A 21,784-nucleotide genomic window follows, 5' to 3' on the forward strand; every position below is an offset into this window, starting at 1 on the left:
GAAGGGCAGACCGACTCCGATGGAGCGCCTGTGGGCGCCCGAGGAGGAGGCGCGCGATCCGGCCGAAGCCCTGGTCGTCGACGTCGACGGCTTCGAGGGACCGCTCGACCTGCTGCTGCATCTGGCGCGCAACCAGAAGGTCGATCTCGCCCGCATCTCGATCCTGGCACTGGCCGAGCAGTATCTCGTCTTCGTCGATCGGGCTCGCAAGCTCAGGCTCGAGCTTGCGGCGGACTACCTGGTGATGGCGGCCTGGCTCGCCTTCCTGAAATCGAAGCTCCTCCTTCCCAAGATCCCGGGCGAGGATGGCGAGAGCGGTGAGGAACTGGCCGCCGCGCTGCAGTTTCGGCTCAAGCGGCTGGAAGCGATGCGCGACGCGGCCGGACGGCTGGTGAACCGCAACCGGCTCGGACGCGACGTGATGGCGCGTGGAATGCCCGAGATCGTGGTGCTGGAAAAGCAGACCACCTACCAGGCCTCGCTCTACGATCTCCTGACCGCCTACGCGATCCAGCGCCAGCGCCAGGCCATCACGAACGTGCGGATCGCCAGGCGCACGGTTTGGTCGTTGCAGGACGCGCGCGAGCTTTTGACGCGGCTCGTGGGCCGCATGCGCGACTGGACGAGCCTCGACCGCTTCCTGGTCGACTACCTGACGACGCCGCAGGAGCGTGCGACCGCCATCGCCAGTTCCTTCGCGGCATCGCTGGAACTGGTGCGGGAGGGCACGCTCGACATCCGCCAGGAAGAGGCTTTCGCGCCGATCTACCTGCGCGCGCGCACGGCCGCCGCGCCGGAGGTGACCCATGCCTGACGTAAGCAAGGCCGCCATGCCCATCGAGGAGGACGACTTTTTTACGGTGCCTGCCGGCAACGACAATCCGGCCGAACGGCTGCACTTCGCCGAAGCGATCCGCATGGCCGAAGCGATCGTCTTTGCCTCCGCCGAGCCGGTGACGGAGAGGGCGCTTGCCGCGCGCCTGCCCGACGGGATCGACGTGCCGGCGGTGATGGCCGCCATGCAGCGGCAGTACGAACGGCGCGGCGTCAATCTCGTTCGCGTCGCTGACGCCTGGGCGTTCCGGACGGCCGGCGATCTCGCCTTCCTGATGAGCCGCGACGCGCCGCAGCAGAAGAAACTGTCGCGCGCCGCCCTCGAGGTTCTGGCGATCATCGCCTACCACCAGCCGGTAACCCGCGCCGAGATCGAGGAGGTGCGCGGCGTCGAGACGTCGAAGGGCACGCTCGACACGCTCCTGGAGAGCGGCTGGGTGCGGATGCGCGGACGTCGCCGCACGCCGGGACGTCCGGTCACCTACGGCACCACCATGGCGTTCCTCGATCATTTCGGCCTTTCCGAGCTGCGCGACCTGCCGGGAATGGACGAACTCAAGGGCGCGGGGCTCCTGTCGTCGCGGATGCCGTCGAACTTCTCCATGCCGCTTCCGCCGGCCGATCCCGAGGACCTCTCCGATGACGAGGATCCGCTGACCGACATCGACCTCGAGGAACTCGGGCTGTTGACACCCCGCGGTGGGGATGGTTGACCACGGCACCCGGCGGCAGGTCGCCGGGCCGGGCCGCGACGATCATCGATGACGCAATCAGGCACAGGGCGGGCAGAGACGGCGCGGGTGACCGCGGGACGGGCGGATTTGGCCGTGCGCGGCGTCCGACCTGCGACGGGCGTGAGCTTCGCCGCCAAGCTGGCCTACGACAACATCTTTCATTCCTTCGGAAGCGGGGCCGAAACACTGCGCGGCGTGTCGCTGACGGCCGAACCAGGCGAGGTGCTCTGCCTGCTTGGCCCCTCCGGCTCGGGCAAGACGACCTTGCTCCGGATCGCAGCCGGCATCGAGAGCCAGACGCGGGGCAGGGTGCTGCTCAACGATCGCGAGATCGCAGGCCCGTCCGTCTTCCTGCAGCCGGAGAAGCGTTCGATCGGTCTGGTGTTCCAGGATTTTGCGCTGTTTCCGCATTACACCATTCTCGACAATGTCCGCTTCGGGCTGACGGCCCTGTCGTCGGCCGAATCGAAGCGCGAGGCGATGGCGGCGCTGGCTCGCGTCGGGCTCGAGCATCACGCGAAATCCTACCCCCACATCCTGTCGGGCGGCGAACAGCAGCGTGCAGCGCTGGCCCGCGCGCTGGCGCCGCGGCCGGCGGTGCTCCTGCTGGACGAGCCGTTTTCCGGTCTCGATTCGCGGCTGAAGGACAGCGTCCGCGCCGAGACGCTGGCGATCCTGCGCCAGAGCCGCGCCACCGCCATCGTCGTCACCCACGACGCCGAGGAGGCCATGCGCATGGGCGACCGCATCGCCCTCCTGCGCGACGGCAGGCTCGTGCAGGTCGGGCGGGCCGAGGACCTGTTCCAGCAGCCCGCCAACCTTTTCGTGGCCAGCTTCTTCTCGGAACTGAACCTCTTCGACGCCACCGCAGGCGATGGCGTCGTGGACACCCCGCTCGGTCCGTTCGCCGCGTCGGGCTTTTCGACCGGCGACGACGTGACCGTGGCGGTGCGATTGACGGCCATCGAAGCGCACGAAAAGGATGGCGGTACGGAAGCCAGGGTGATATCCCGTCGCTTCCTGGGAGACTCCGAGGCCCTCGAACTCGCCGTGTCCGGCGCCGAGGTTCCGGTCAGAGCGCGCATTCGCTGTGGCGCCTTGTCTCCGGGAGCGCGCGCGGTCTGGCTCTCGGTGCGAAAGTCTGATGTGCTTGTGTTTGAAAGACGGGCCGATAGTGCCTAAATGAGTGGACGATCATCGTTCGGAAGAGGTTATCATGGGTTCCTTCTCCATCTGGCACTGGCTCATCGTTCTGGTGGTCGTGTTGCTGCTCTTCGGACGCGGCAAGATCCCCGAATTGATGGGCGACATGGCCAAGGGCATCAAGAGCTTCAAGAAGGGCATGTCCGACGAGGACGAGGCCGAGATGAAGCGCACTGTCGAGCACCGCAACGACGAAGCCGTCAAGGCGGCGAAGGAATCGGCGCCCAAGTCCTGATCCGGGCGCGTTTGGTTCGGGCCGCTCAACCGGAAGCGTAAGACATGTTCGACATCGGTTGGCCGGAGATGATGGTGATCGCGGTCGTCCTGATCGTGGTCGTCGGACCCAAGGATTTGCCGAGGATGCTGCGCACCTTCGGCAAGACCACGTCGAGCCTGCGCCGCATGGCCGGTGATTTTCGCAAGCAGTTCGACGATGCACTGAAGGAAGCGGAACTCGACGACGTCAAGTCGACCATCGATGCCGCCCGCAAGCTCAATCCGGCGGCGGACATCCGCAAGGCGCTCAATCCGATGGAAAAGGCGGCCTCCGACGTGCGGGCCGGGCTTGACGGACTGATGAAGCCGCAGCCGAACAGGGTGCCGTCGGCGGATGCGCCGGCCACACCGGCCGAGCCTGCCAAGGCGGGGCCGACTGCCATGCCCGGCGAGCCGGCCGTCGCGGCTGCGTCGTCCCCCCAGACCGCAAAGCCCGAAGCGCCATCGGCCCCTGCGGTGACAGCGCCCGCCATCGTGTCCGAGCCCGTCGCCGCGGCGCCGAAGCCGACAACGGCCAGGGCCTCTCCGGTCAAGCGGTCTCCCGCCAAGACGACGGGCGCTGACAAGCCGGCATCGTCGGGTGCCGCCAAGCCCGCGCCGCGCAAGGCGCCGGCAGCCAAGAAATCGACCGGGGCTGCCTCGTGAACATCCACGACGACGATATCGACAAGTCTTCCGCTCCGCTGATGGAGCACCTGATCGAGTTGCGCCAGCGCCTCATGTGGGCCATCGGCGGGTTCTTCGTCGCGTTTCTGTTCTGCTTTTTCTTCGCCAAGCAGCTGTTCAACCTGCTCGTCATCCCATTCCAATGGGCGACCGGCTGGGCCGGGCTCGACCCGACCAAGGTCGACCTCATCTACACCGCGCCGCAGGAGTTCTTCTTCACGCAGATCAAGCTCGGCATGTTCGGCGGCTTGATCCTCGCGTTCCCGCTGATCGCCGCACAGCTCTACAAGTTCGTCGCGCCCGGCCTCTACAAGAACGAGCGCGGCGCCTTCCTGCCGTTCCTGATCGCCTCGCCGATCCTGTTCCTGATCGGCGGCGCGCTGGTCTATTTCTTCTTCACGCCGATGGTGATGTGGTTCTTCCTGTCGATGCAGCAGGTGGGGCCCGACGAGGAAATCCAGATTTCGCTCCTGCCGCGCGTGTCGGAGTATCTCGGCCTGATCATGACGCTGATCTTCTCCTTCGGCCTGGTGTTCCAGCTGCCGGTGGTGACGTCGCTGATGGCCCGTGTCGGGCTGCTCACCTCGGCCGGGCTCGCCGACAAGCGCAAATACGCCATCGTCATCGCCTTCGTCGTCGCGGCCGTGTTGACGCCGCCGGACCCGGTGAGCCAGATCGGCCTCGCGCTGCCGACCATCCTGCTCTACGAGATTTCGATCTTCCTCGCCCGCCGGATCGAGAAAAAGCGCGCGGAAGCGGAGGCGGCCAGGGCCAAGGCCGAAGCGGACGCCGCCGCGCAGGCGGCGGTCGAGGGGCAGACCTAGCACTCGACGATCGACGCCGGCGGGCGCGGCCCGCCCGGTTTTCGCTTCACCCTTGCGTCCGTGCGGATTGCGGTTTACGCCCTCTCGCGCCTCCTTGAACGAGGCCGTGAGGGGGCGACCCGCGCCCCGGTTTCTAGGGAAGACAGTCCGCCATGCTCGACATCCGTTGGATTCGCGAAAACCCGCAAGCCCTTGCCGACGCGCTCGTCAAGCGCGGCTGGTCGGCCGACGAGGCGCGTTCCACCGTCGACGATCTGATCGCCCGCGACGAGGCGCGCCGCAGCCATCTGACCGAGCTGCAGCAGAGCCAGGAGCGCCGCAACGCCGCCTCCAAGGAGATCGGCAATGCCATGCGCAATGGTGACATGGCGCGCGCGGAGGCACTGAAGGCCGAGGTCGGCACGATCAAGGATTTCATCCAGAACGGCGAGACGCGCGAACGGGAACTCGACGAGGCGCTGAAGCAGGCGCTGGCCGTCCTGCCCAACGTCCCTCTGCCCGACGTGCCGGTGGGCAAGGACGAGCATGCCAATGTCGAGCTGCGCCGCGTCGGCGAGCCGCGCCGGATGAACTGGGCCAGGGAGCACTGGGAACTCGGCGAGGCCATGGGCCTGATGGATTTCGAGCGCGCGGCCAGGCTTTCGGGCGCACGTTTCACGGTGCTGAAAGGCCAGCTCGCGCGCCTCGAACGCGCGCTCGGCCAGTTCATGCTCGACCTGCACACCACCGAGCACGGCTACACGGAGGTGCAGCCGCCGCTGCTGGTGCGCGACGAGGCCCTCTATGGCACGAACCAGCTACCGAAGTTCGAGGAAGACCTTTTTTTCGCCGCGCATGGCGATAGCCGCCTGGGGCTCATCCCCACCTCGGAAGTCCCGCTCACCAATCTCGTCCGCGAGGAGATCCAGGACGTCTCTGACCTGCCGCTGCGCTACACTGCGCTCACCCCGTGCTTCCGTTCGGAGGCCGGGTCGGCCGGGCGCGACACGCGCGGCATGCTGCGCCAGCACCAGTTCTACAAGGTGGAGCTGGTCTCGATCACCGACGACGCCACCTCGCTCGACGAGCACGAGCGCATGACCGCTTGTGCGGAGGAAGTCCTCAAGCGCCTCGGCCTGCCGTTCCGCACCATGGTGCTCTCCACCGGCGATATGGGCTTCGGCGCGCAGAAGACGCACGACATCGAGGTCTGGCTGCCCGGCCAGAACGCCTATCGCGAGATCTCGTCCTGCTCGGTCTGTGGTGATTTCCAGGCGCGCCGCATGGACGCGCGCTACCGGCCGAAGGCGGAGGAAGGGCAGGGCAAGGTGCAGCCGCGCTTCGTCCACACGCTGAACGGCTCGGGCGTCGCGGTCGGACGCGCGCTGATCGCGGTGATGGAAAACTACCAGAACGAAGACGGATCGGTCACAATTCCTGAAGCATTGCGCCCCTACATGGGCGGACTGGAGCGGATCGGGGCGCGCTGACACGCGACATCAGCGCTCCACGGCGCCCCCCTCTGGCCTGCCGGCCATCTCCCCCTCGAGGGGGAGATCAGGCGCGGCGCCGAAGCTGCCAATCTCCCCACCCGTGGGGGAGATGGCCGGCAGGCCAGAGGGGGGCGTGACAGAGCTCGAACAGGACAGGGATCGAAGACACCACATGCGCATTCTCATCACCAATGACGACGGCGTCCATGCCGAGGGCATCCAGGTCCTGGAGCGCATGGCGCGCACGATCTCCGACGATGTCTGGATCGTCGCGCCCGAGACCGATCAGTCCGGATTTGCCCATTCGCTGTCGCTGTCGGAGCCGCTGCGCATGCGCAAGCTCGACGCCAAGCACTATGCGCTGCGCGGCACGCCGACCGACTGCGTCATCATGGGCGTGCGCAAGATCATGGACTCCCCGCCGGATCTGATCCTCTCGGGCATCAACTCCGGCACCAACGTTGCCGACGACGTGACCTATTCGGGCACCGTAGCGGGCGCCATGGAAGGTACGCTGCTCGGCATCCGCTCGATCGCGCTGAGCCAGGCCTACAATTTTACCGATGAAGGCCGGCTGGTGCCGTGGGAGGTGGGCGAAACGGTCGGCCCGGCATTGCTGCAGAAGCTCATCAAGACCAGCCTCCCGGCCGGGACGTTCCTCAACGTCAACTTTCCGAACTGCGACCCGGCCGCCGTGGTGGGCACGAAGGTGACCACCCAGGGCAAGCGCGTCCACGGACTGTGGATCGACGAGCGCCGCGACGGCCGCAACTTCCCCTACTACTGGCTGCGCTTCGGTCGCGAGCCGTCCGAGGTGCGGGAGGGCACCGATCTCGCCGCGCTGCGCGACAACTACGTTTCGGTCACGCCGATGCACCTCGACCTGACCGCGCACGAGCTTCGCGATCCGCTGGAGCGCGCGCTCGCATGAACGCAGTCGCCGACGAACGCGAAGGCTTTGCGGCTTTCCTGCTGCGCATGCGCGGCAAGGGGATCGTCGCCAAGGATCTCGTCGGCGCGATCGAGCAGGTGCCGCGCCGAAATTTCATCGGTGGGCAATGGCAGAACGCGATCTGGTCGGACCGGATGGTGCCGATCGCCTGCGGCGAGGTGATCGAGGGCGTCGACCTGCAGGCGCAGGTGATCAACGCGCTGGCACTCGACCCCCAGCACCGCGTGCTCGAGATCGGCACCGGCTCAGGCTTCACGGCGGCCGTGATGGCAAGGCTCTGCGCGCGGGTCGTCAGCATCGACCGCTACCGCACGCTGGTGGAACAGGCGCGCCATCGCATGGATGCGCTCGCGATCACCAACGTCATCGTGCGCCAGGCTGATGCGAGCGGTGGAATGGCGGGCGAGGGACCGTTCGACCGGATCGTCTCCTGGGCCGCTTTCGAGAGCATGCCGCGAAACTATGTCGACCAGCTGGCCTCCAACGGCGTCATGATCGCGCCGATCGGACCCGGCGACGGCGAACAGGCGGTCGCGCGGCTGACCAAGGTGGGCAGCCGGTTCGAGCGCCAGGACATCGGCAAGGTGCGCCTGCAGCCGCTCCTGCCCGGCCTCGCGGCGAAAATCTGATCCCGCCAAGCTGTTTTCATTAATCCTCCGCCGCTTAACCGCCCGGTAAGATTAACGCGCTTTAATTGCATCGTGCTGTAACGAGTAGGCGCGAGTAAAGGCGATGCAGATGAGGGTTTTGGGGGCGAACGGTCGCGGTTTCTACCGCCTTGCCGCGGTACTGGCGGCCACGACCTTTCTGGCGGGGTGCAGCTCCGGCGTTACCCGCTTCAACGAGTCGATTTTCACCGACGATCTCATGACGGGTTCGACCGCCAACCAGCGATCGATCATCAAGAACAACGCGCAGCAGCCGTTTCCTGGCGACAACCGGGTCGCCGCCGCGCCGCCACCGGCGTCGGGCCAGTACGGCAATGCCAACGAGCGCTACGCGGCCAGCGCGCCGTCCGGCGGTATCCAGCGGAGTTCGCTGCCGCCGATGGCGGCCGGCCAGTCGGCGCCGATGCAGCCCGCACCGGTCGAGATGGCGCGAGCCACCGCACCCGTCCAGGTCGACCGCACCGTCACCAACACCACCGTTCCCGTCTCGGCGGCGGCCTCCGCGGCGCAGGACGGCTGGTCGAAGGTCGGCGGGACGGTTGTGTCCGTTCGCCAGGGCGAGACCCTCTACAACATGTCCAAGCGCTTCGGCGTGCCGGTCAAGGAGATCCTCAAGGCCAACGACATGGCCTCGGCGAACGACCTGGCGGCCGGGCAGAAGGTGATCATCCCCACCTACGTCTATTCGCGCCAGGCGCCGGTCTCTGCCCCCGACAACGACCCGCGCGTCCTTGCCGCCAGCTCCACGCGCGGGCTCCAGAACGATGCCCCGAACGCGCCGCGTCCGGCATCCGCGCCGTCGCAGGCCGTCGCCGCTCTGCCTCAGGCGCCGAGGCCGAACGCGCCCGCGGCCAACACCCTCCAGGCTCCGTCGGCGTCGACCCCCCGTGTCGCGACGTCGAATGCGGGCAATGTCTACACCGTTGTGTCCGGCGACACCCTCAATGCCGTTGCCCGGAAGACCGGCACGACGACGGCCCAACTGAAGGCTGCCAACGGACTTGGCGACGGCTACCTGCGCATCGGCCAGAAGCTGACGATCCCCGGGGGAGGCGGCACGACCACGGTGGCCGCGACCACCGCGCCCGCGGCAGCGCCGGCGATCGATCCGATCAAGACCAGCTCGGCGAACCAGCCCGCGCCAAAGGCGGCGGCGCCTAGCCCGGTGACGGCCTACACGCCTCCGTCGAAGGACGAAAAGGTCATCAAGGAAGCCGTCACGCAGACGGCGGCGATCGCCCCCCAGGCCACGGGCGTCGGCAAGATGCGCTGGCCCGTTCGCGGCCGCGTCATCGAAAGCTATGGCCGCACGTCGGGCGGCCGCGTCAACGACGGCATCGACATCGCCGTTCCGGAAGGTACCTCGGTCAAGGCGGCCGAAAACGGCGTCGTCATCTATGCCGGCGACGGACTGAAGGAATTCGGCAACACGGTGCTCGTCCGGCACGAGGACGGCCTCGTCTCCGTCTACGGCCACGCATCCGAACTGACCGTCAAGCGCGGCGACAAGGTGCGTCGCGGCCAGGAGATCGCGCGGTCCGGCATGAGTGGTTCCGCCGATACGCCCAAGCTGCACTTCGAAGTGCGCAAGGACTCCGCGCCGGTCGACCCGGTGAAGTACCTCGAATAGGCCAGGCCGCCGGCTGGACCGGCGGCCCCGTTAGGTCCGTCAGCCGTCGAGGCGCTGGCCCAGGCGACCCGCCAGATCCTGCACGAACTGCCAGGCCACCCGGCCCGAGCGCGCGCCGCGCGTGGTGGCCCATTCCAGCGCCTGCGCATGCAGGTCGTCGGCGTCGATCGCCAGGCCGTAATGGCCGACATAGCCGTCCACCATCGCCAGATAATCGTCCTGCGAGCATTTGTGGAATCCGAGCCACAGGCCGAAGCGGTCCGACAGAGACACCTTTTCCTCCACGGCCTCCGACGGGTTGATGGCGGTGGAGCGCTCGTTGTCGATCATGTCGCGCGGCAGGAGGTGGCGACGGTTGGAGGTCGCATAGAAGATCACGTTGGCTGGCCGGCCCTCCACGCCACCTTCAAGCGCCGCTTTCAGGGACTTGTAGGAGGTGTCGTCGTGATCGAAGGACAGGTCGTCGCAAAACAGGACGAAGCGGTACCGCGACGTCTTGAGGATCGCCAGCAGACCCGGCAGGCTGTCGATGTCCTCGCGATGGATCTCGACGAGTTTTAGCGGAGTCATGGCCGAGACATTGACCGAGGCATGCGCTGCCTTGACCAGCGACGATTTGCCCATGCCGCGTGCGCCCCACAGCAGAACGTTGTTGGCGGGAAGCCCGGCTGCGAAACGCTCGGTGTTGTCGACGAGGATGTCGCGCACCCTGTCGACACCCCTGATCAATCCGATGTCCACCCGATTGACGCGATCCACCGGGAGGAGGGTGCGCAAGGCTGCGTCCCACACGAAGCAATCCGCTGCTTCGAGATCCGGGGCGGGCGCCGCAGCCGGCGCGAGGCGCTCGATCGCCGCGATCAGGCGGTCGATCTTGTCGTTCAGGGTCTCCCGGTCCAGGCTGTCCATCGTGATTGCGCGTCCTCCATTCGTTCGTTCGGGCTCTAACACGCGTCGAAGCCATGCAAAAGCACTGCGTTTGCGCGGCTTGTCGGTTGCAAAGGAGGCGCGAGCGACTATATTCCGCGCACCTTCGGGGGGGTCGAAACAGGCCCCTGATCCCATTTTCTCAGGAGACCTAGATGTTCGTGACACCGGCGTATGCGCAAACGGGCGGGGGCGGACCCGACATGCTGATTAGCATTCTGCCCTTCGTCCTCATCTTCGTCATCATGTATTTCCTGATCATCCGGCCGCAGCGCCAGCAGCTGAAGAAGCGCCAGGAAATGCTCGCGGCCGTCCGCCGCGGCGATTCGGTCGTGACCGGTGGTGGCCTTCTCGGCAAGGTCACGAAAGTCATCAACGACAATGAGCTCGAGATCGACCTCGGCAACGGCCTGAAGGTGACCGCCCTGCGCGGCACGATCGCCGACGTGCGGGTCAAGGGCGAACCCGTCGCCAACGAAAACGCCAAGAAATAAACACGTTGCGGGCGGAAGGTCGACGATCACTGCCCGACGGATAGCGACATGCTCTACTTCTCGCGCTGGAAGACCACCCTCATCTGGTTGGCCGTGTTGGCCGGCGTCGTCTTCGCGGCGCCCAATCTGGCGTCGCAAGGCACGCTGGCGGGGCTGCCCGACTGGCTTCCCAAGCGGCAGATGACGCTCGGGCTCGATCTCCAGGGCGGGTCGCACATCCTCCTGCAGATCGACCAGCAGAACCTGATCGACGAGCGGCTGGAGAAGACGCGCGACGACATCCGGCTTCTCCTGCGCGATGCGCGGATCGGCTACACGGGCCTTTCGGGCACCGGTCGCACGGTCCAGGTCCGGGTTCGCGAGGCCGGCGACGTCGAGAGAGCCAAGCAGGCGCTGGCGGGCCTGACCGAACCGATTTCGGCCGGTCTCTTCGCCGGCGGGTCGGTCGTGGAGCTTTCCATGTCCGAGCCCGAACCCGGACTCCTGCGCTACAGCCTGACCGAATCGGGCATCGCCTACCGATTGTCTTCGGCGTTGTCGCAGTCGATCGAGGTGGTCGGGCGTCGCGTCAACGAACTCGGCACCACGGAGCCGGTGATCCAGCGCCAGGGCGACGACCGGATTCTCGTGCAGGTTCCGGGCCTGGACGATCCGCAGCGCCTCAAGGACATTCTCGGCCAGACCGCGAAGCTGACGTTCCAGATGGTCGACAGCACCATGCCGGTGCAGGAGGCGATCGAAGGCCGTCCGCCGGCCGGCTCGACCGTCATGTTCTCGACCGACGACCCGCCTGTTCCCTATCTGATCGAGAACCGGGTCATCGTCGCTGGCGAAAATCTCGTCGACGCTCAGGCCAGCTTCGACCAGCGGACGAATGAACCCGTCGTCTCCTTCCGTTTCGACACCCAGGGTGCGACCCGGTTCGGCCAGGCCACGCAGCAGAACGTCGGACGCCTATTCGCCATCATCCTCGACAATCAGGTGATTTCGGCGCCGCAGATTCGCGAGCCGATCCTGGGCGGGACCGGCCAGATTTCGGGAAGCTTCGACGTCCAGGGCGCCAATGATCTCGCCGTGCTTCTGCGCGCCGGCGCCTTGCCCGCGACGCTGAACATCATCGAGGAGCGGACGGTCGGGCCGGGCCTGGGGCAGGATTCCATCGATGCGGGCAAGCTCGCCGGCATCATCGGTGCCATTCTCGTGCTAGTCTTCATGGTCGCGGCCTACGGGCTGCTCGGGCTGATTGCCAACGTCGCGCTGATCGCCAACGTCGCGATGATCGTGGCGCTGTTGTCGCTGCTGGGAGCGACACTGACACTGCCGGGCATCGCCGGCATCGTGCTCACCGTCGGCATGGCGGTCGATTCGAACGTCCTCATCTACGAACGAATACGCGAAGAACGGCGAAACGGACGGTCGCTGATCCAGGCGATCGACACCGGCTTCAGCCGTGCCATGGCGACCATCGTCGACGCCAACGTCACCACGCTGATCGCGGCCGTGGTGCTGTTCTACCTCGGCACCGGCCCGGTGAAGGGCTTTGCCGTCACGCTGGCCATCGGCATCGTCACCACCGTCTTCACCGCCTTCACGCTGACCCGCTGGCTGGTGGCGACCTGGGTGCGGCGCGCCAAGCCGAAGGAACTGCCGCGCGCGCCGGTGCGTCTGGTGCCGGAGCGGACCAGCATTCCCTTCATGGGCGTGCGCCGCTGGACCTTCGGCCTGTCCTCCATCCTGTCGGTGGGCGCGCTCGTGCTCTTCATGACGGTCGGCATGAACTACGGCATCGACTTCAAGGGCGGATCGCTCATCGAGGTACAGTCGCGCAGCGGGCCCGCCGATACCGCCGATATTCGCAGTCGCTTGTCGGGCCTCAACCTCGGCGAGATCCAGGTGCAGCAGTTCGGCGCCGACACGGACGTTCTGATCCGCGTGCAGGCTCAGGACGGCGGCGACAACGCGACCCAAAGCGCGGTCGCGCTGGTGCGCGGCGAACTGGAAGAGGATTTCGACATCCGCCGCGTCGAAACGGTCGGCCCGACGGTGTCCAGCGAACTTGCCACGCAGGGCACGATCGGCGTCATCGTCGCGCTGATGCTGATCATGGTCTATGTGTGGTTCCGGTTCGAATGGCAGTTCGCCGTCGGCGCAATCCTCGCCACGATCCACGACGTGGTGATCACGGTCGGGTTCTTCGTGTTGTCGGGGATCGAGTTCAACCAGTCATCGATCGCGGCGATCCTGACCATCGTCGGCTATTCGCTGAACGACACCGTGGTGGTCTACGACCGTGTTCGCGAGGAGTTGCGACGATACAAGAAGATGCCGTTGCCGCAGGTCCTGAACATCGCCATCAACGAAACGCTGTCGCGCACGACCATGACCTCGGTGACGACGCTGATGGCGCTGTTTGCACTGTTCCTGTTCGGTGGCGAGGTCATCCGGTCCTTCACGGCGGCCATGCTGTTCGGCGTTCTCTTCGGCACCTACTCGTCGATCTTCATCGCCGCGCCGCTGCTGATCCTGTTCAAGCTGCGGCCGGGTGCGCTCTCGCCGGAGAGCGCCGGCGCGAAGACGGAGGCTCTCCCGGCCGAGGCCTCCAAGGCCTGATCATGGCGGATCGACCGGCATGATCATCCGGGAGGCGCATTTCCCCGGTCGGGCGCCGCTCGACGCCTACGGCAATGGCGGCTTTCGCTTCGCCGACATGTCGCATCGGGGTTCGCTGATGTGCCTGCCCTCGGGGATCCACGGCTGGGAACCGGCGGACCCGGAGCGCCTTACGGTCCGCGATTTCGAACGGTTGCTGACCGAAGCCGATGGCATCGAGATTCTGATCGTCGGGATGGGCCGGGAATTGCGGCGCATCCCGGAGCCCTTGCGCGAGGCATTCCGCGCCGCGGGCATCTCGTGCGATCCCATGTCCACCGGTTCGGCCGTGCGCACCTACAACGTGCTTCTGGCCGAGGATCGGGCGGTCGCCGCCGCGCTGATCGCCGTCGACTGACATGGCCAAAGCCGCCGATCACCTGACGCAGATCGTCCGCACGGGCGATCCCGAGCGTTATCTGTCGGTGCTCTATGCGCCGGAGGATCGACGGCCGGCGCTGTTGGCGCTCTATGCCTTCAACATCGAGGTCGCCCGCGTCCGCGACGCGGTGCGCGAGCCGCTGCCCGGCGAGATCCGCCTGCAATGGTGGCGCGACGCCATCGCCGCGCCCGAGGGCGCCATGACAGGGAATCCGGTCGCGGATGCCTTGCGCGCCGCGATTGCCGCCCACGACCTGCCGATTGCTGCCTTCGACAACATGCTGGAGGCGAGGATCTTCGATCTCTACGACGATCCGATGCCCGATCGCACGACGCTTGAAGGCTATTGCGGCGAGACGGCCGGGGCACTGATCCAGTTCGCAGCCCTGATTCTCGATCGTGAGGCAGCGATGGCGCATGCGGCGCTGGCGGGCCATGCTGGCTGCGCGCAGGCCATCGCCGGGGCCTTGCGGCTCCTGCCCATCCATCGGTCGCGGGGCCAGTGCTACGTGCCGGCCGACATCCTCGCAGCGGCGGGTGTCGATCGCGAAACGTTCATCGCGGGCGGGGAGGGCTCCGAGCGTGCGGTGGCCGCGATGGCCGCGCTTGGGCGCGAACATGTCGTTGCGTTCGAGCGCGGGGCGAAACGACTGCCGGCCAGCCTGCGCCCGGCCTTCTTGCCGGCGGCTTTTGCCGGCGCGCATCTGGAGCGTCTCGAGGCTGCACCAAGGGGCGGCGGACGGCCGCTCCCGGCGCTGCGCAGGCACTGGATTGCCTTCCGCAGGGCGACCCGGGGCTGGTAGCCGACGGGGGCGGTTGGCCCCGCGCCCGACCGACACGTCATCTTTGACGTAAACGTCAACAAGGTGCTAGATTCTCCGAGCATGGAGTGAGAGGCCACCACGCGGGAGGATGATGCGGCGATGAGCCTGCCTGTGCTCGTGATCCTGGTCGTCGTGGGTATCGCGGCGATCGTGTTGGCGGTGCACCTGACGGGTGGCACCCGCAGGGCGGTGCTCGCCGACGAGGCCGCCGCGCGGCACCGTTTCGCGCTGGACTATCCGGGAGAGCATCCGACCGCGATATGGCTGACCCGAAACCGCGACGCCGCGTTCCTGAAGCTCGACGGCGACCGGACGGGAATCGTGCAGTCCTTCGGCAGTCGGTTCCTGACCCGCGTCGTGACGGCTGCCGACGTGAAGCGCATAGATCGCCCGTCGCCCGGCGAACTCGCCATCGCTTCCCTCGACTTCACCTGGCGGGGCGGGCGGTATGAATTCGACTCGCCCGAGGAGGCCGGCCGGCTTGCGGAGCGGCTCGCGCCGGCCGTTGCGGCGCAGGGGAGATCCGCGTGATGGATGGATACGACTTTCCCAAGGTCACCGAGCTCGCCATTCCCTTCTTCGTTGCCGCCATCCTGATCGAACTCTGGCTGGTGCGCACCGGCCGGGCCAGGGGCGATTTCGAGACCCGCGACACGCTGACCAGCCTCCTGATGGGCACCGGCAACGTCGTGGCCGGAATCCTGCTTGGCTTCGTCGCCTACCAGGCGCTCACCTGGCTCTGGCAGTTCCGGCTGTTCGACCTCGGCCTCTCCTGGTGGGTGTTCCTGGCGGCCTTCCTGATCGATGACCTGCGCTACTACTGGTATCATCGCATCGCGCACCGGGTGCGGTGGGTCTGGGCCGAGCACGTCAACCACCATTCCAGCCAGCACTACAATCTGTCGACCGCGCTCAGGCAGTCGTGGACCGGCACTTTCACCGGGATGTTCGTGCTGCAGGCGCCGATCGTGCTCCTCGGCTTCCATCCGGCCGTCATCGCCTTCGTCTTCGGCTTCAACCTCGTCTGGCAGTTCTGGATCCACACCGAGGCGATCGGGCGGTTGCCGGCCTGGTTCGAGGCGGTGTTCAACACGCCTTCGCACCACCGCGTCCACCATGCCACCAACCCGCGCTATCTCGACGCCAACTATGCCGGCACGCTGATCGTCTGGGACAGGCTGTTCGGCACCTTCGTGCCCGAACTCGACGACGACCGGCCCCGTTACGGGATCGTGAAGAACCTCGGCACCTTCAATCCGGTCAAGGTCGCGTTCCACGAATGGATCGGCATGCTGAGGGACGCGACGGCGCCCGGCCTGACCACCCGCCAGCGCCTCGGCTATCTCTTCGCGCCCCCCGGCTGGAGCCACGACGGCTCGCGCGAAACGTCGCAGAGCCTCAAGGCCGACTACGTCATGCGCAACCCGGGCGAGGCGGGGAAGCCCGGGCTGCCGGGGAGGGGCGGCACGTCTGGCGAAGGAGCGGTGGAGGCGGCGGAGTAGAGGCGCGCCTCAGGTGCTCCTCAACAGATCCGGAAACGCCGCCGCCTGCTTGGCCATCTTCGCCTGCACCGCCGCCATCAGGTCGCCGGCCCTGAGCATGCCGCCGTTCCAGGTGGCGATGTAGTCGAGCCCATCGGCCACCGAATGGTCGCGGGCATAGGCGAGGTTGCGTTTGATGCCGGCGATGGCGAGCGGCGACTTTTCCGCCACCGCGCGGGCCAGTTCGAAGGCGGCGACGCTCACGGCGTCGCGATCGGCATGGACGGCCGAGACGAGGCCGAACCCCTTCGCCTCCTCGGCACTCGCGCGCCGGCCCGTATAGGCCAGCTCGGCGGCGACAGCGGGCGCGATGAGCTTCGGTAGCCGTTGCAGCGTGCCGACGTCCGCCGCCATGCCGATGTGGATCTCCTCGACGGCGAAATAGGCGTCGGCCGAGGCGATGCGCATGTCGCAGGCGGTGATGAGGTCGACGCCCGCGCCGATGCAGGCGCCGTGGATCGCGGCGATGACCGGGAAGGGGACACGCTCGATGGCGTTGAAGGCATTTTGGAGATCAAGGATCACCTCGCGCATCGCATAGGCGGCGCGGCCGGGCTCGCTGTCGAACAGTTTCGCGATGTCGGCGAAGGCCGAGAGGTCCATGCCGCCGGTGAAGTTGCGGCCTTCGCCGGAGATGATGGCGCAACGTACGGACGGATCGCGGCCGAGTTCGGCCATCAGTCGCGGCAGCTCGGTCCAGAAATCCGCCGACATGGCGTTCGACCGCTCCGGCCGGTTCATCACCAGATGGACGACGGCGCCATCGCGCTCGAAGCGAAAGAAGCTCGGTGTGGTCATGGACATCGGGTTGCCTCCCTTTCGGCGATTTGTCCGCGATGCAGACCGCGAGCGCAAGCGACCGTGTTTTCCGGCCGTTAACGGGCAAATGCTAGCGTCACCACATGTCATCGTCTCCCGCCCCCTCATCTGCCTTCCGGACGACCGATGTTTGGGCGCTAGCGCCTTCACCGGGGGATGGCGCGTTTCGCCTGGCAGAACTGCTCGGCACGCTCAGCCATGCGCTCGACCTCACCGAGGGACAGCCGCCCGGCCATTGCCAGCGCGCCTGCTGGATCGGCACGAAGATCGCCATGCAGATGGGCATCGAAGGCGAGGCGCTGTCCAACATCTACTTCACCGTGCTGCTCAAGGATCTCGGCTGCTCCAGCAATGCTGCGCGCATCTGCGAACTCTATCTGGCCGACGACATCACCTTCAAACGTGACTTCAAGACCATCGACGGCAGCCTGGCCGCCGCGCTGCGCTTCGTCTTCGACAAGACCGGGCTGGAATCGGGCTTCGCAGAACGCGTTCGCGCGATCCTCAACATCCTGCGCAACGGCGGCCAGATCGCCCGCGAGATGATCGAGACGCGCTGTCATCGAGGCGCCGACATCGCCGCCAAGATGCGGTTCTCCGAGCCGGTGCAGGAGGGCATCCGCTGGCTGGACGAGCATTGGGACGGATCGGGCAAGCCGGAAGGGCGCAAGACGGGCGAGATACCGCTCGCCGCCCGGATCGCGCTTGCGGCGCAGGTGGCGGACATTTTTCATGCCGAGGGAGGCCGCCACGCCGCACGCGCCGAGGTTGCGGCGCGCCGAGGCACCTGGTTCGATCCGGCCGTGGTCGACGCCTTCCTGGCCGCCGAGCGCCAGCCTGGCTTCTGGGAGGCGATCGAGGCGGATGATCTCGACAGCCGCCTCTTCGCGCTCCCGCCGGCGCAGTCGAGCACGGTCGTGACCGATGACTATGTCGACGACATCGCGGCCGCCTTCGCCGACGTCATCGACGCCAAGAGCCCTTTCACGGCCGGCCACAGCCGCCGCGTCACACTGTTCACCGACATGATTGCGGAAGAGATGGGGCTAGAGCCGACACACCGGCGCTGGCTGCGCCGGGCGGCCCTGCTGCACGACATCGGCAAGCTCGCCGTCTCGAACCAGATCCTCGACAAGCCCGGCAAGCCTGTCGAGGCCGAATGGGCATCCATCCGCAGCCATCCGGCCCACAGCGCCGACATCTTGCGCAAGGTGGCGATCTTCCGCGACCTCGCCGACATCGCCGGCGCCCATCACGAGCGACTGGACGGCAAGGGGTATCCGCTCGGGCTGACGGGCGACGAGCTCGCGCCGGAAGTGCGAATGCTGTCGGTGGCCGACGTCTTCGACGCGCTGACGGCCGATCGGCCCTATCGCAAGGCGATGAAGGTCGAGGACGCCTTCGCGATCCTGGACAAGGACACGGGGACGGCTTTCGATGCCGATTGTGTCGCGGCGCTCAAACGTGCCGTTGCCCGGCTCGTGCCATCGGACGAACCGGACGCGCCGATGCTGCAATGGGCTTAGCGGGCTACTCCGCCGCCTGAACGTCGCGATCGACGCCGAGCCATGACCGGCAGTCGGCCAGCGCGCGCGCCGTCGTGGCGCGCTTCTTGGCGGAGGCCTTGTCCTTGCCGCGGAACCGGCCCTCGAAGCCGTCCGGCTTCAGGTTGGTGCCGGGCTCGAGCGGCGGCAACAGGCCGAAATTGATGTTCATCGGCTGGAAGGAGCGCTTGCCCGGCTCGTCATCGGAAACGATGTGGCCGCCGGTGATGTGGTTGAGCAGGGCTCCGAAGGCGGTCGTCAGCGGCGGAAGCGATGGTGCCCGGCCGAGCCGCTCTGCGGCGGCGAAACGGCCGGCGAGCAGCCCGATGGAGGCCGATTCGACATAACCCTCGCAGCCCGTGATCTGGCCGGCAAAGCGCAGGCCAGGCCGCGACTTCAGCTGCAGCGATCCGTCGAGCAGAGTGGGGGAGTTGATGTAGGTGTTGCGGTGCAGTCCGCCGAGCCGCGCGAACTCGGCCTGTTCCAGGCCGGGGATCATGCGGAAGATGCGGGTCTGCTCGCCGTGCTTCAGCTTGGTCTGGAAGCCGACCATGTTGTAGAGCGTGCCGAGCGCATTGTCCTGCCGGAGCTGCACCACCGCGTAGGCCTTGACGGTCGGGTTGTGCGCATTGGTCAGGCCCATCGGCTTCATCGGGCCGTGACGAAGCGTTTCCCGGCCACGCTCGGCCATCACCTCGATCGGCAGGCATCCGTCGAAATAGGGCGTGCCTTCCCACTGCTTGAACTCGGTCTTGCCGCCGTCGAGCAAGGCCTGCACGAAGGCGTCATACTGCGCCTTGTCCATCGGGCAGTTGACGTAGTCCTTGCCCGTGCCGCCCGGTCCGACCTTGTCGTAGCGCGACTGGAACCAGGCGACGTTCATGTCGATCGTGTCGAAATGCACGATCGGCGCGATGGCGTCGAAGAAGGCCAGCGCATCGGCGCCGGTTTCGCCGCGGATCGCCTCGGCAAGCGCCGGCGCGGTCAGCGGTCCCGTGGCGATGATGGCCTGGTCCCACTCGCGCGGCGGCAGGCCGGTGATTTCCTCGCGGATGACGGTGACGAGCGGGTGCGCGGCGAGCTTTGCCGTCACGGCATCGGAAAAACCGTCGCGGTCGACCGCCAGCGCTCCGCCGGCCGGCACCTGGTGCGCGTCGCCGCAAGCCATGATCAGCGACCCCGCCAGCCGCATCTCGGCATGCAGCAGCCCGACTGCATTGTTTTCCGCGTCGTCCGAACGGAACGAGTTCGAGCAGACGAGCTCGGCCAGCCCGTCGGTCTTGTGCGCCTCGGTGCCGCGTACGCCGCGCATCTCGTGCAGGATGACGGGAACGCCGGCCGATGCGATCTGCCAGGCGGCTTCCGAGCCGGCGAGCCCGCCGCCGATGACGTGAATGGGTGTTGTCATGGGCGAGGAGATAGTCCGCCGGCCGCGCGAATGCAATCGATCCGGTCAACAGGACCGCGGCGGAGCTTTCCGGCGACGCAAAAGCTTCTGTTGCGGTGTCGCTGCCGGCTGTCTATTTTCGCGGCCCATGCGTGAGGGGTTCAAAGTCTCGGTCGTCCTGATGTCCGGCATCCTTGCCGGATGCACGTCCTCGTCCAGCAACTACCTGGGCGAGATCACGAAAACCGAGGAGGGCCGGCTCTTCGTCTGCCACGGCTTCGATTGCTCCTACAAGACGCGCGTCGACCTTCGGGCGGCTGATCATGCGCAGTTCGCCGCCTACTTCGCCAAGGTCTCGACACCCGAGGCGGAGCGGTCCGCGGTCGGCAAGGCCGTGCAATATGCCGAGGAACGGGCAGCGAGCGTCATCGGTGTTCGCGACCTGCCGAAGTCGGACTACACCCAGTCTCGGGTGAAGGGGCAGATGGACTGCATCGATGAATCCACCAACACGCGTTCGCTATTGCTCTACCTCGAGAAGCGTGGACTGCTGAAACACCATGCCGTCGAGGCCAACCGTTCGCGCGGCCTTTTCGTCGATGGGCGCTATCCGCACTCCACCGCCGTGCTGCGGGAAACGGCGTCAGGGACGAGGTGGGCGATCGACAGCTGGTATGAGCCGGCTGGCGGCCCGCCTGACATCATCCCCTTCGACCGGTGGGTGGCGAACGGCCGCTTCGGCGAGCGCTGAGCGGGCGCCCGCCACGCAGCACCGGCTCAGGCCGGCGCGCTGGCCTGTTCGAGCGTCGCCATGTCGTCGGCATCGAGAACGAGATCGGCCGCCTTCAAGAGGCTGTTCAACTGTTCGAGCGTCGTTGCGCTGGCGATCGGCGCGGTGACGTCCGGACGCGCCATGATCCATGCGAGAGCGATCTCGGCTGGCTTTGCCTCGTGCTTGGCACCGAGCGCGTCGAGCGCGGCGAGGATCGCGTAGCCGCGGGGATTGAGGTAGCCGCCGATGCCGCCGCCGCGCGGGCTTTGGCCGAGGTCGGCTTCGCTGCGGTACTTCCCCGACAGAAAGCCCTTGGCGAGGCTGAAATAGGTGATGACGCCGAGGCCTTCGGCGGTCGTCAACTCGCTCAGCGGGCCGTCGAAGGACGAGCGGTCGTAGAGATTGAGTTCGGGTTGCAGCACCTCGTAGCGTGGCAGGCCCTTGTCCCTGGCCACGTCGAGCGCGGATCGAAGCTGCGCGGCGTCGAGGTTGGAGCAGCCGACGGAACGAACCTTGCCGGCCTTCAGCAGGTCGTCATAGGCCGACAGCGTCTCTTCGTAGGGCGTTTCGGTATCGGGCCAGTGCGAGAGATAGAGGTCGATGACGTCGGTCTGCAGACGCCGAAGCGAATCCTCGACCGCCTTCAGGATATAGGGCTTCGAAAGGTCTCGTTTGCCGGAGCCCATGTCGGAACCGACCTTGGTGATGACGACGACCCGGTCGCGTGTGTTGCGCGTCTTCATCCATTCGCCGATGACGGTTTCCGATTCGCCGCCCACATGACCCGGCGCCCAGCGCGAGTAGACGTCGGCGGTATCGATGGCGTTGAAGCCCGCATCCACGAAGCGGTCGAGCAGATCGAAGGAGGTCGCCTTGTCGGCGGTCCATCCGAACACGTTGCCGCCGAAGACCAGGGGCGCGATTGAAAGGCCGGTCCGGCCGAGAGGGCGCATCTGCATGGGAAACTCCGCGCTGGGTTCTGACGAGTGAGGGTGGCCAGATATAACGCGTGCAGGCGGCGGTGAAACCCGCCGCGACGCGAAACCGCTTGTGCCAGGAATTCCCCCTGAAGAAACAACACCCGCCGCGGGAGGAGGTGCGGCGGGTGTCGTTTGAGTGGCGGGCACCGGGGAGGAGGTCGGTACCGGCCGATCCGTCGTTCACCGGGAGGAGGTGGATCCCGACGG

At 66.8% G+C, this 21,784-nt stretch carries 22 protein-coding genes; 18 read left to right on the forward strand and 4 right to left on the reverse strand.

The annotated features are described in order from the left end of the window. The first annotated feature begins 19 nt into the window (after positions 1-19). From EJC49_RS10965 to EJC49_RS11015, 10 genes are all read left to right on the forward strand, one after another. Positions 20-814, forward strand: a complete 795-nt coding sequence (locus tag EJC49_RS10965) for a segregation and condensation protein A (protein WP_126699991.1) — start codon at positions 20-22, stop codon at positions 812-814. 16 nt (positions 815-830) lie between these two features. After that, positions 831-1,547, forward strand: coding sequence for an SMC-Scp complex subunit ScpB (scpB, locus tag EJC49_RS10970; RefSeq protein ID WP_245453363.1), 717 nt, complete (start codon positions 831-833; stop codon positions 1,545-1,547). Between the two features lie 114 nt (positions 1,548-1,661). Continuing rightward, positions 1,662-2,750, forward strand: coding sequence for an ABC transporter ATP-binding protein (locus EJC49_RS10975; protein ID WP_245453357.1), 1,089 nt, complete (start codon positions 1,662-1,664; stop codon positions 2,748-2,750). A gap of 34 nt (positions 2,751-2,784) precedes the next feature. Then, positions 2,785-3,006: a twin-arginine translocase TatA/TatE family subunit gene (locus tag EJC49_RS10980; RefSeq protein WP_126699967.1), complete on the forward strand. Its 222-nt coding sequence runs from the start codon at positions 2,785-2,787 to the stop codon at positions 3,004-3,006. 44 nt (positions 3,007-3,050) lie between these two features. Next, a complete protein-coding gene (gene tatB / locus EJC49_RS10985) occupies positions 3,051-3,692 on the forward strand; it encodes a Sec-independent protein translocase protein TatB (RefSeq protein ID WP_126699968.1) in 642 nt (213 codons plus the stop codon). After that, a complete protein-coding gene (gene tatC, locus EJC49_RS10990; RefSeq protein ID WP_126699969.1) occupies positions 3,689-4,537 on the forward strand; it encodes a twin-arginine translocase subunit TatC in 849 nt (282 codons plus the stop codon). The genes tatB and tatC overlap by 4 nt, the downstream gene beginning before the upstream one ends. 152 nt (positions 4,538-4,689) lie before the next feature. Beyond that, positions 4,690-6,006 carry a serine--tRNA ligase gene (gene serS, locus EJC49_RS10995; protein WP_126699970.1) on the forward strand — a complete coding sequence of 439 codons (1,317 nt, stop codon included), beginning with the start codon at positions 4,690-4,692 and terminating at the stop codon, positions 6,004-6,006. A gap of 175 nt (positions 6,007-6,181) precedes the next feature. Next, the gene (gene surE, locus EJC49_RS11005) at positions 6,182-6,940 is read left to right on the forward strand and encodes a 5'/3'-nucleotidase SurE (RefSeq protein WP_126699972.1); all 759 of its coding nucleotides are present in this window, start codon (positions 6,182-6,184) and stop codon (positions 6,938-6,940) included. Further along, positions 6,937-7,590: a protein-L-isoaspartate(D-aspartate) O-methyltransferase gene (locus EJC49_RS11010; protein WP_126699973.1), complete on the forward strand. Its 654-nt coding sequence runs from the start codon at positions 6,937-6,939 to the stop codon at positions 7,588-7,590. The genes surE and EJC49_RS11010 overlap by 4 nt, the downstream gene beginning before the upstream one ends. Positions 7,591-7,699: 109 nt before the next feature. Next, positions 7,700-9,259: a peptidoglycan DD-metalloendopeptidase family protein gene (locus EJC49_RS11015; RefSeq protein ID WP_342635352.1), complete on the forward strand. Its 1,560-nt coding sequence runs from the start codon at positions 7,700-7,702 to the stop codon at positions 9,257-9,259. A gap of 39 nt (positions 9,260-9,298) precedes the next feature. Here EJC49_RS11015 and EJC49_RS11020 read toward each other — a convergent pair whose 3' ends face one another. Beyond that, positions 9,299-10,168, reverse strand: coding sequence for an ATP-binding protein (locus tag EJC49_RS11020; RefSeq protein ID WP_126699975.1), 870 nt, complete (start codon positions 10,166-10,168; stop codon positions 9,299-9,301). 173 nt (positions 10,169-10,341) lie between these two features. Here EJC49_RS11020 and yajC point away from each other — a divergent pair, with 173 nt between their 5' ends. The 6 genes from yajC (at position 10,342) to EJC49_RS11050 (ending at position 16,036) form a co-directional block, all read left to right on the forward strand. Further along, the gene (gene yajC, locus EJC49_RS11025; RefSeq protein ID WP_126699976.1) at positions 10,342-10,680 is read left to right on the forward strand and encodes a preprotein translocase subunit YajC; all 339 of its coding nucleotides are present in this window, start codon (positions 10,342-10,344) and stop codon (positions 10,678-10,680) included. A 48-nt stretch (positions 10,681-10,728) separates the two neighbouring features. Next, positions 10,729-13,290 (forward strand): protein translocase subunit SecDF, encoded by a 2,562-nt coding sequence (gene secDF, locus EJC49_RS11030; protein WP_126699977.1) that lies wholly within the window; start codon positions 10,729-10,731, stop codon positions 13,288-13,290. Positions 13,291-13,309: 19 nt separating this feature from the next. Beyond that, on the forward strand, positions 13,310-13,687 hold the full coding sequence (locus tag EJC49_RS11035; RefSeq protein WP_126699978.1) for an Mth938-like domain-containing protein: 378 nt from the start codon (positions 13,310-13,312) through the stop codon (positions 13,685-13,687). A 1-nt stretch (position 13,688) separates the two neighbouring features. After that, the gene (locus EJC49_RS11040; protein ID WP_126699979.1) at positions 13,689-14,513 is read left to right on the forward strand and encodes a phytoene/squalene synthase family protein; all 825 of its coding nucleotides are present in this window, start codon (positions 13,689-13,691) and stop codon (positions 14,511-14,513) included. Positions 14,514-14,633: 120 nt separating this feature from the next. Next, positions 14,634-15,065 carry a hypothetical protein gene (locus EJC49_RS11045; RefSeq protein ID WP_126699980.1) on the forward strand — a complete coding sequence of 144 codons (432 nt, stop codon included), beginning with the start codon at positions 14,634-14,636 and terminating at the stop codon, positions 15,063-15,065. Next, on the forward strand, positions 15,065-16,036 hold the full coding sequence (locus tag EJC49_RS11050) for a sterol desaturase family protein (RefSeq protein WP_170314679.1): 972 nt from the start codon (positions 15,065-15,067) through the stop codon (positions 16,034-16,036). Before EJC49_RS11045 ends, EJC49_RS11050 begins: the two co-directional genes overlap by 1 nt. Positions 16,037-16,045: 9 nt before the next feature. Here the strand turns inward: EJC49_RS11050 and EJC49_RS11055 are convergent, their stop codons facing one another. Then, positions 16,046-16,879, reverse strand: a complete 834-nt coding sequence (locus tag EJC49_RS11055) for a crotonase/enoyl-CoA hydratase family protein (protein WP_210211787.1) — start codon at positions 16,877-16,879, stop codon at positions 16,046-16,048. A 98-nt stretch (positions 16,880-16,977) separates the two neighbouring features. Between EJC49_RS11055 and EJC49_RS11060 the strand changes: the two genes are divergently transcribed. After that, on the forward strand, positions 16,978-18,420 hold the full coding sequence (locus EJC49_RS11060; RefSeq protein WP_126699982.1) for an HD-GYP domain-containing protein: 1,443 nt from the start codon (positions 16,978-16,980) through the stop codon (positions 18,418-18,420). Between the two features lie 4 nt (positions 18,421-18,424). Here EJC49_RS11060 and trmFO read toward each other — a convergent pair whose 3' ends face one another. After that, the gene (gene trmFO / locus EJC49_RS11065) at positions 18,425-19,846 is read right to left on the reverse strand and encodes a methylenetetrahydrofolate--tRNA-(uracil(54)-C(5))-methyltransferase (FADH(2)-oxidizing) TrmFO (RefSeq protein ID WP_126699983.1); all 1,422 of its coding nucleotides are present in this window, start codon (positions 19,844-19,846) and stop codon (positions 18,425-18,427) included. 160 nt (positions 19,847-20,006) lie between these two features. On the opposite strand from trmFO, the gene EJC49_RS11070 reads away from it, so the two are divergent. Then, positions 20,007-20,576 (forward strand): hypothetical protein, encoded by a 570-nt coding sequence (locus EJC49_RS11070; RefSeq protein ID WP_245453358.1) that lies wholly within the window; start codon positions 20,007-20,009, stop codon positions 20,574-20,576. Between the two features lie 26 nt (positions 20,577-20,602). Here the strand turns inward: EJC49_RS11070 and EJC49_RS11075 are convergent, their stop codons facing one another. After that, positions 20,603-21,556, reverse strand: a complete 954-nt coding sequence (locus tag EJC49_RS11075) for an aldo/keto reductase (protein WP_126699984.1) — start codon at positions 21,554-21,556, stop codon at positions 20,603-20,605. Positions 21,557-21,784 lie beyond the last annotated feature (228 nt).

This window comes from Aquibium carbonis (assembly GCF_003970795.1).
GTDB classification, from domain to species: Bacteria; Pseudomonadota; Alphaproteobacteria; order Rhizobiales; family Rhizobiaceae; genus Aquibium; species Aquibium carbonis.

Bases quoted from the DNA above. Each gene is read 5' to 3' on its own strand.
- scpB (WP_245453363.1), top strand. From the start codon at position 831: ATGCCCATCGAGGAGGACGACTTTTTTACGGTGCCTGCCGGCAACGAC.
- EJC49_RS10980 (WP_126699967.1), top strand. From the start codon at position 2,785: ATGGGTTCCTTCTCCATCTGGCACTGGCTCATCGTTCTGGTGGTCGTG.
- EJC49_RS11015 (WP_342635352.1), top strand. From the start codon at position 7,700: ATGAGGGTTTTGGGGGCGAACGGTCGCGGTTTCTACCGCCTTGCCGCG.
- EJC49_RS11050 (WP_170314679.1), top strand. From the start codon at position 15,065: ATGGATGGATACGACTTTCCCAAGGTCACCGAGCTCGCCATTCCCTTC.
- EJC49_RS11070 (WP_245453358.1), top strand. From the start codon at position 20,007: ATGTCCGGCATCCTTGCCGGATGCACGTCCTCGTCCAGCAACTACCTG.
- EJC49_RS11075 (WP_126699984.1), bottom strand. From the start codon at position 21,556: ATGCAGATGCGCCCTCTCGGCCGGACCGGCCTTTCAATCGCGCCCCTG.
- EJC49_RS11055 (WP_210211787.1), bottom strand. From the start codon at position 16,879: ATGTCCATGACCACACCGAGCTTCTTTCGCTTCGAGCGCGATGGCGCC.
- tatB (WP_126699968.1), top strand. From the start codon at position 3,051: ATGTTCGACATCGGTTGGCCGGAGATGATGGTGATCGCGGTCGTCCTG.
- EJC49_RS11040 (WP_126699979.1), top strand. From the start codon at position 13,689: ATGGCCAAAGCCGCCGATCACCTGACGCAGATCGTCCGCACGGGCGAT.
- EJC49_RS11060 (WP_126699982.1), top strand. From the start codon at position 16,978: ATGTCATCGTCTCCCGCCCCCTCATCTGCCTTCCGGACGACCGATGTT.
- surE (WP_126699972.1), top strand. From the start codon at position 6,182: ATGCGCATTCTCATCACCAATGACGACGGCGTCCATGCCGAGGGCATC.
- trmFO (WP_126699983.1), bottom strand. From the start codon at position 19,846: ATGACAACACCCATTCACGTCATCGGCGGCGGGCTCGCCGGCTCGGAA.
- secDF (WP_126699977.1), top strand. From the start codon at position 10,729: ATGCTCTACTTCTCGCGCTGGAAGACCACCCTCATCTGGTTGGCCGTG.
- yajC (WP_126699976.1), top strand. From the start codon at position 10,342: ATGTTCGTGACACCGGCGTATGCGCAAACGGGCGGGGGCGGACCCGAC.
- serS (WP_126699970.1), top strand. From the start codon at position 4,690: ATGCTCGACATCCGTTGGATTCGCGAAAACCCGCAAGCCCTTGCCGAC.
- EJC49_RS11035 (WP_126699978.1), top strand. From the start codon at position 13,310: ATGATCATCCGGGAGGCGCATTTCCCCGGTCGGGCGCCGCTCGACGCC.
- EJC49_RS11010 (WP_126699973.1), top strand. From the start codon at position 6,937: ATGAACGCAGTCGCCGACGAACGCGAAGGCTTTGCGGCTTTCCTGCTG.
- EJC49_RS10965 (WP_126699991.1), top strand. From the start codon at position 20: ATGGAGCGCCTGTGGGCGCCCGAGGAGGAGGCGCGCGATCCGGCCGAA.
- EJC49_RS11020 (WP_126699975.1), bottom strand. From the start codon at position 10,168: ATGGACAGCCTGGACCGGGAGACCCTGAACGACAAGATCGACCGCCTG.
- EJC49_RS11045 (WP_126699980.1), top strand. From the start codon at position 14,634: ATGAGCCTGCCTGTGCTCGTGATCCTGGTCGTCGTGGGTATCGCGGCG.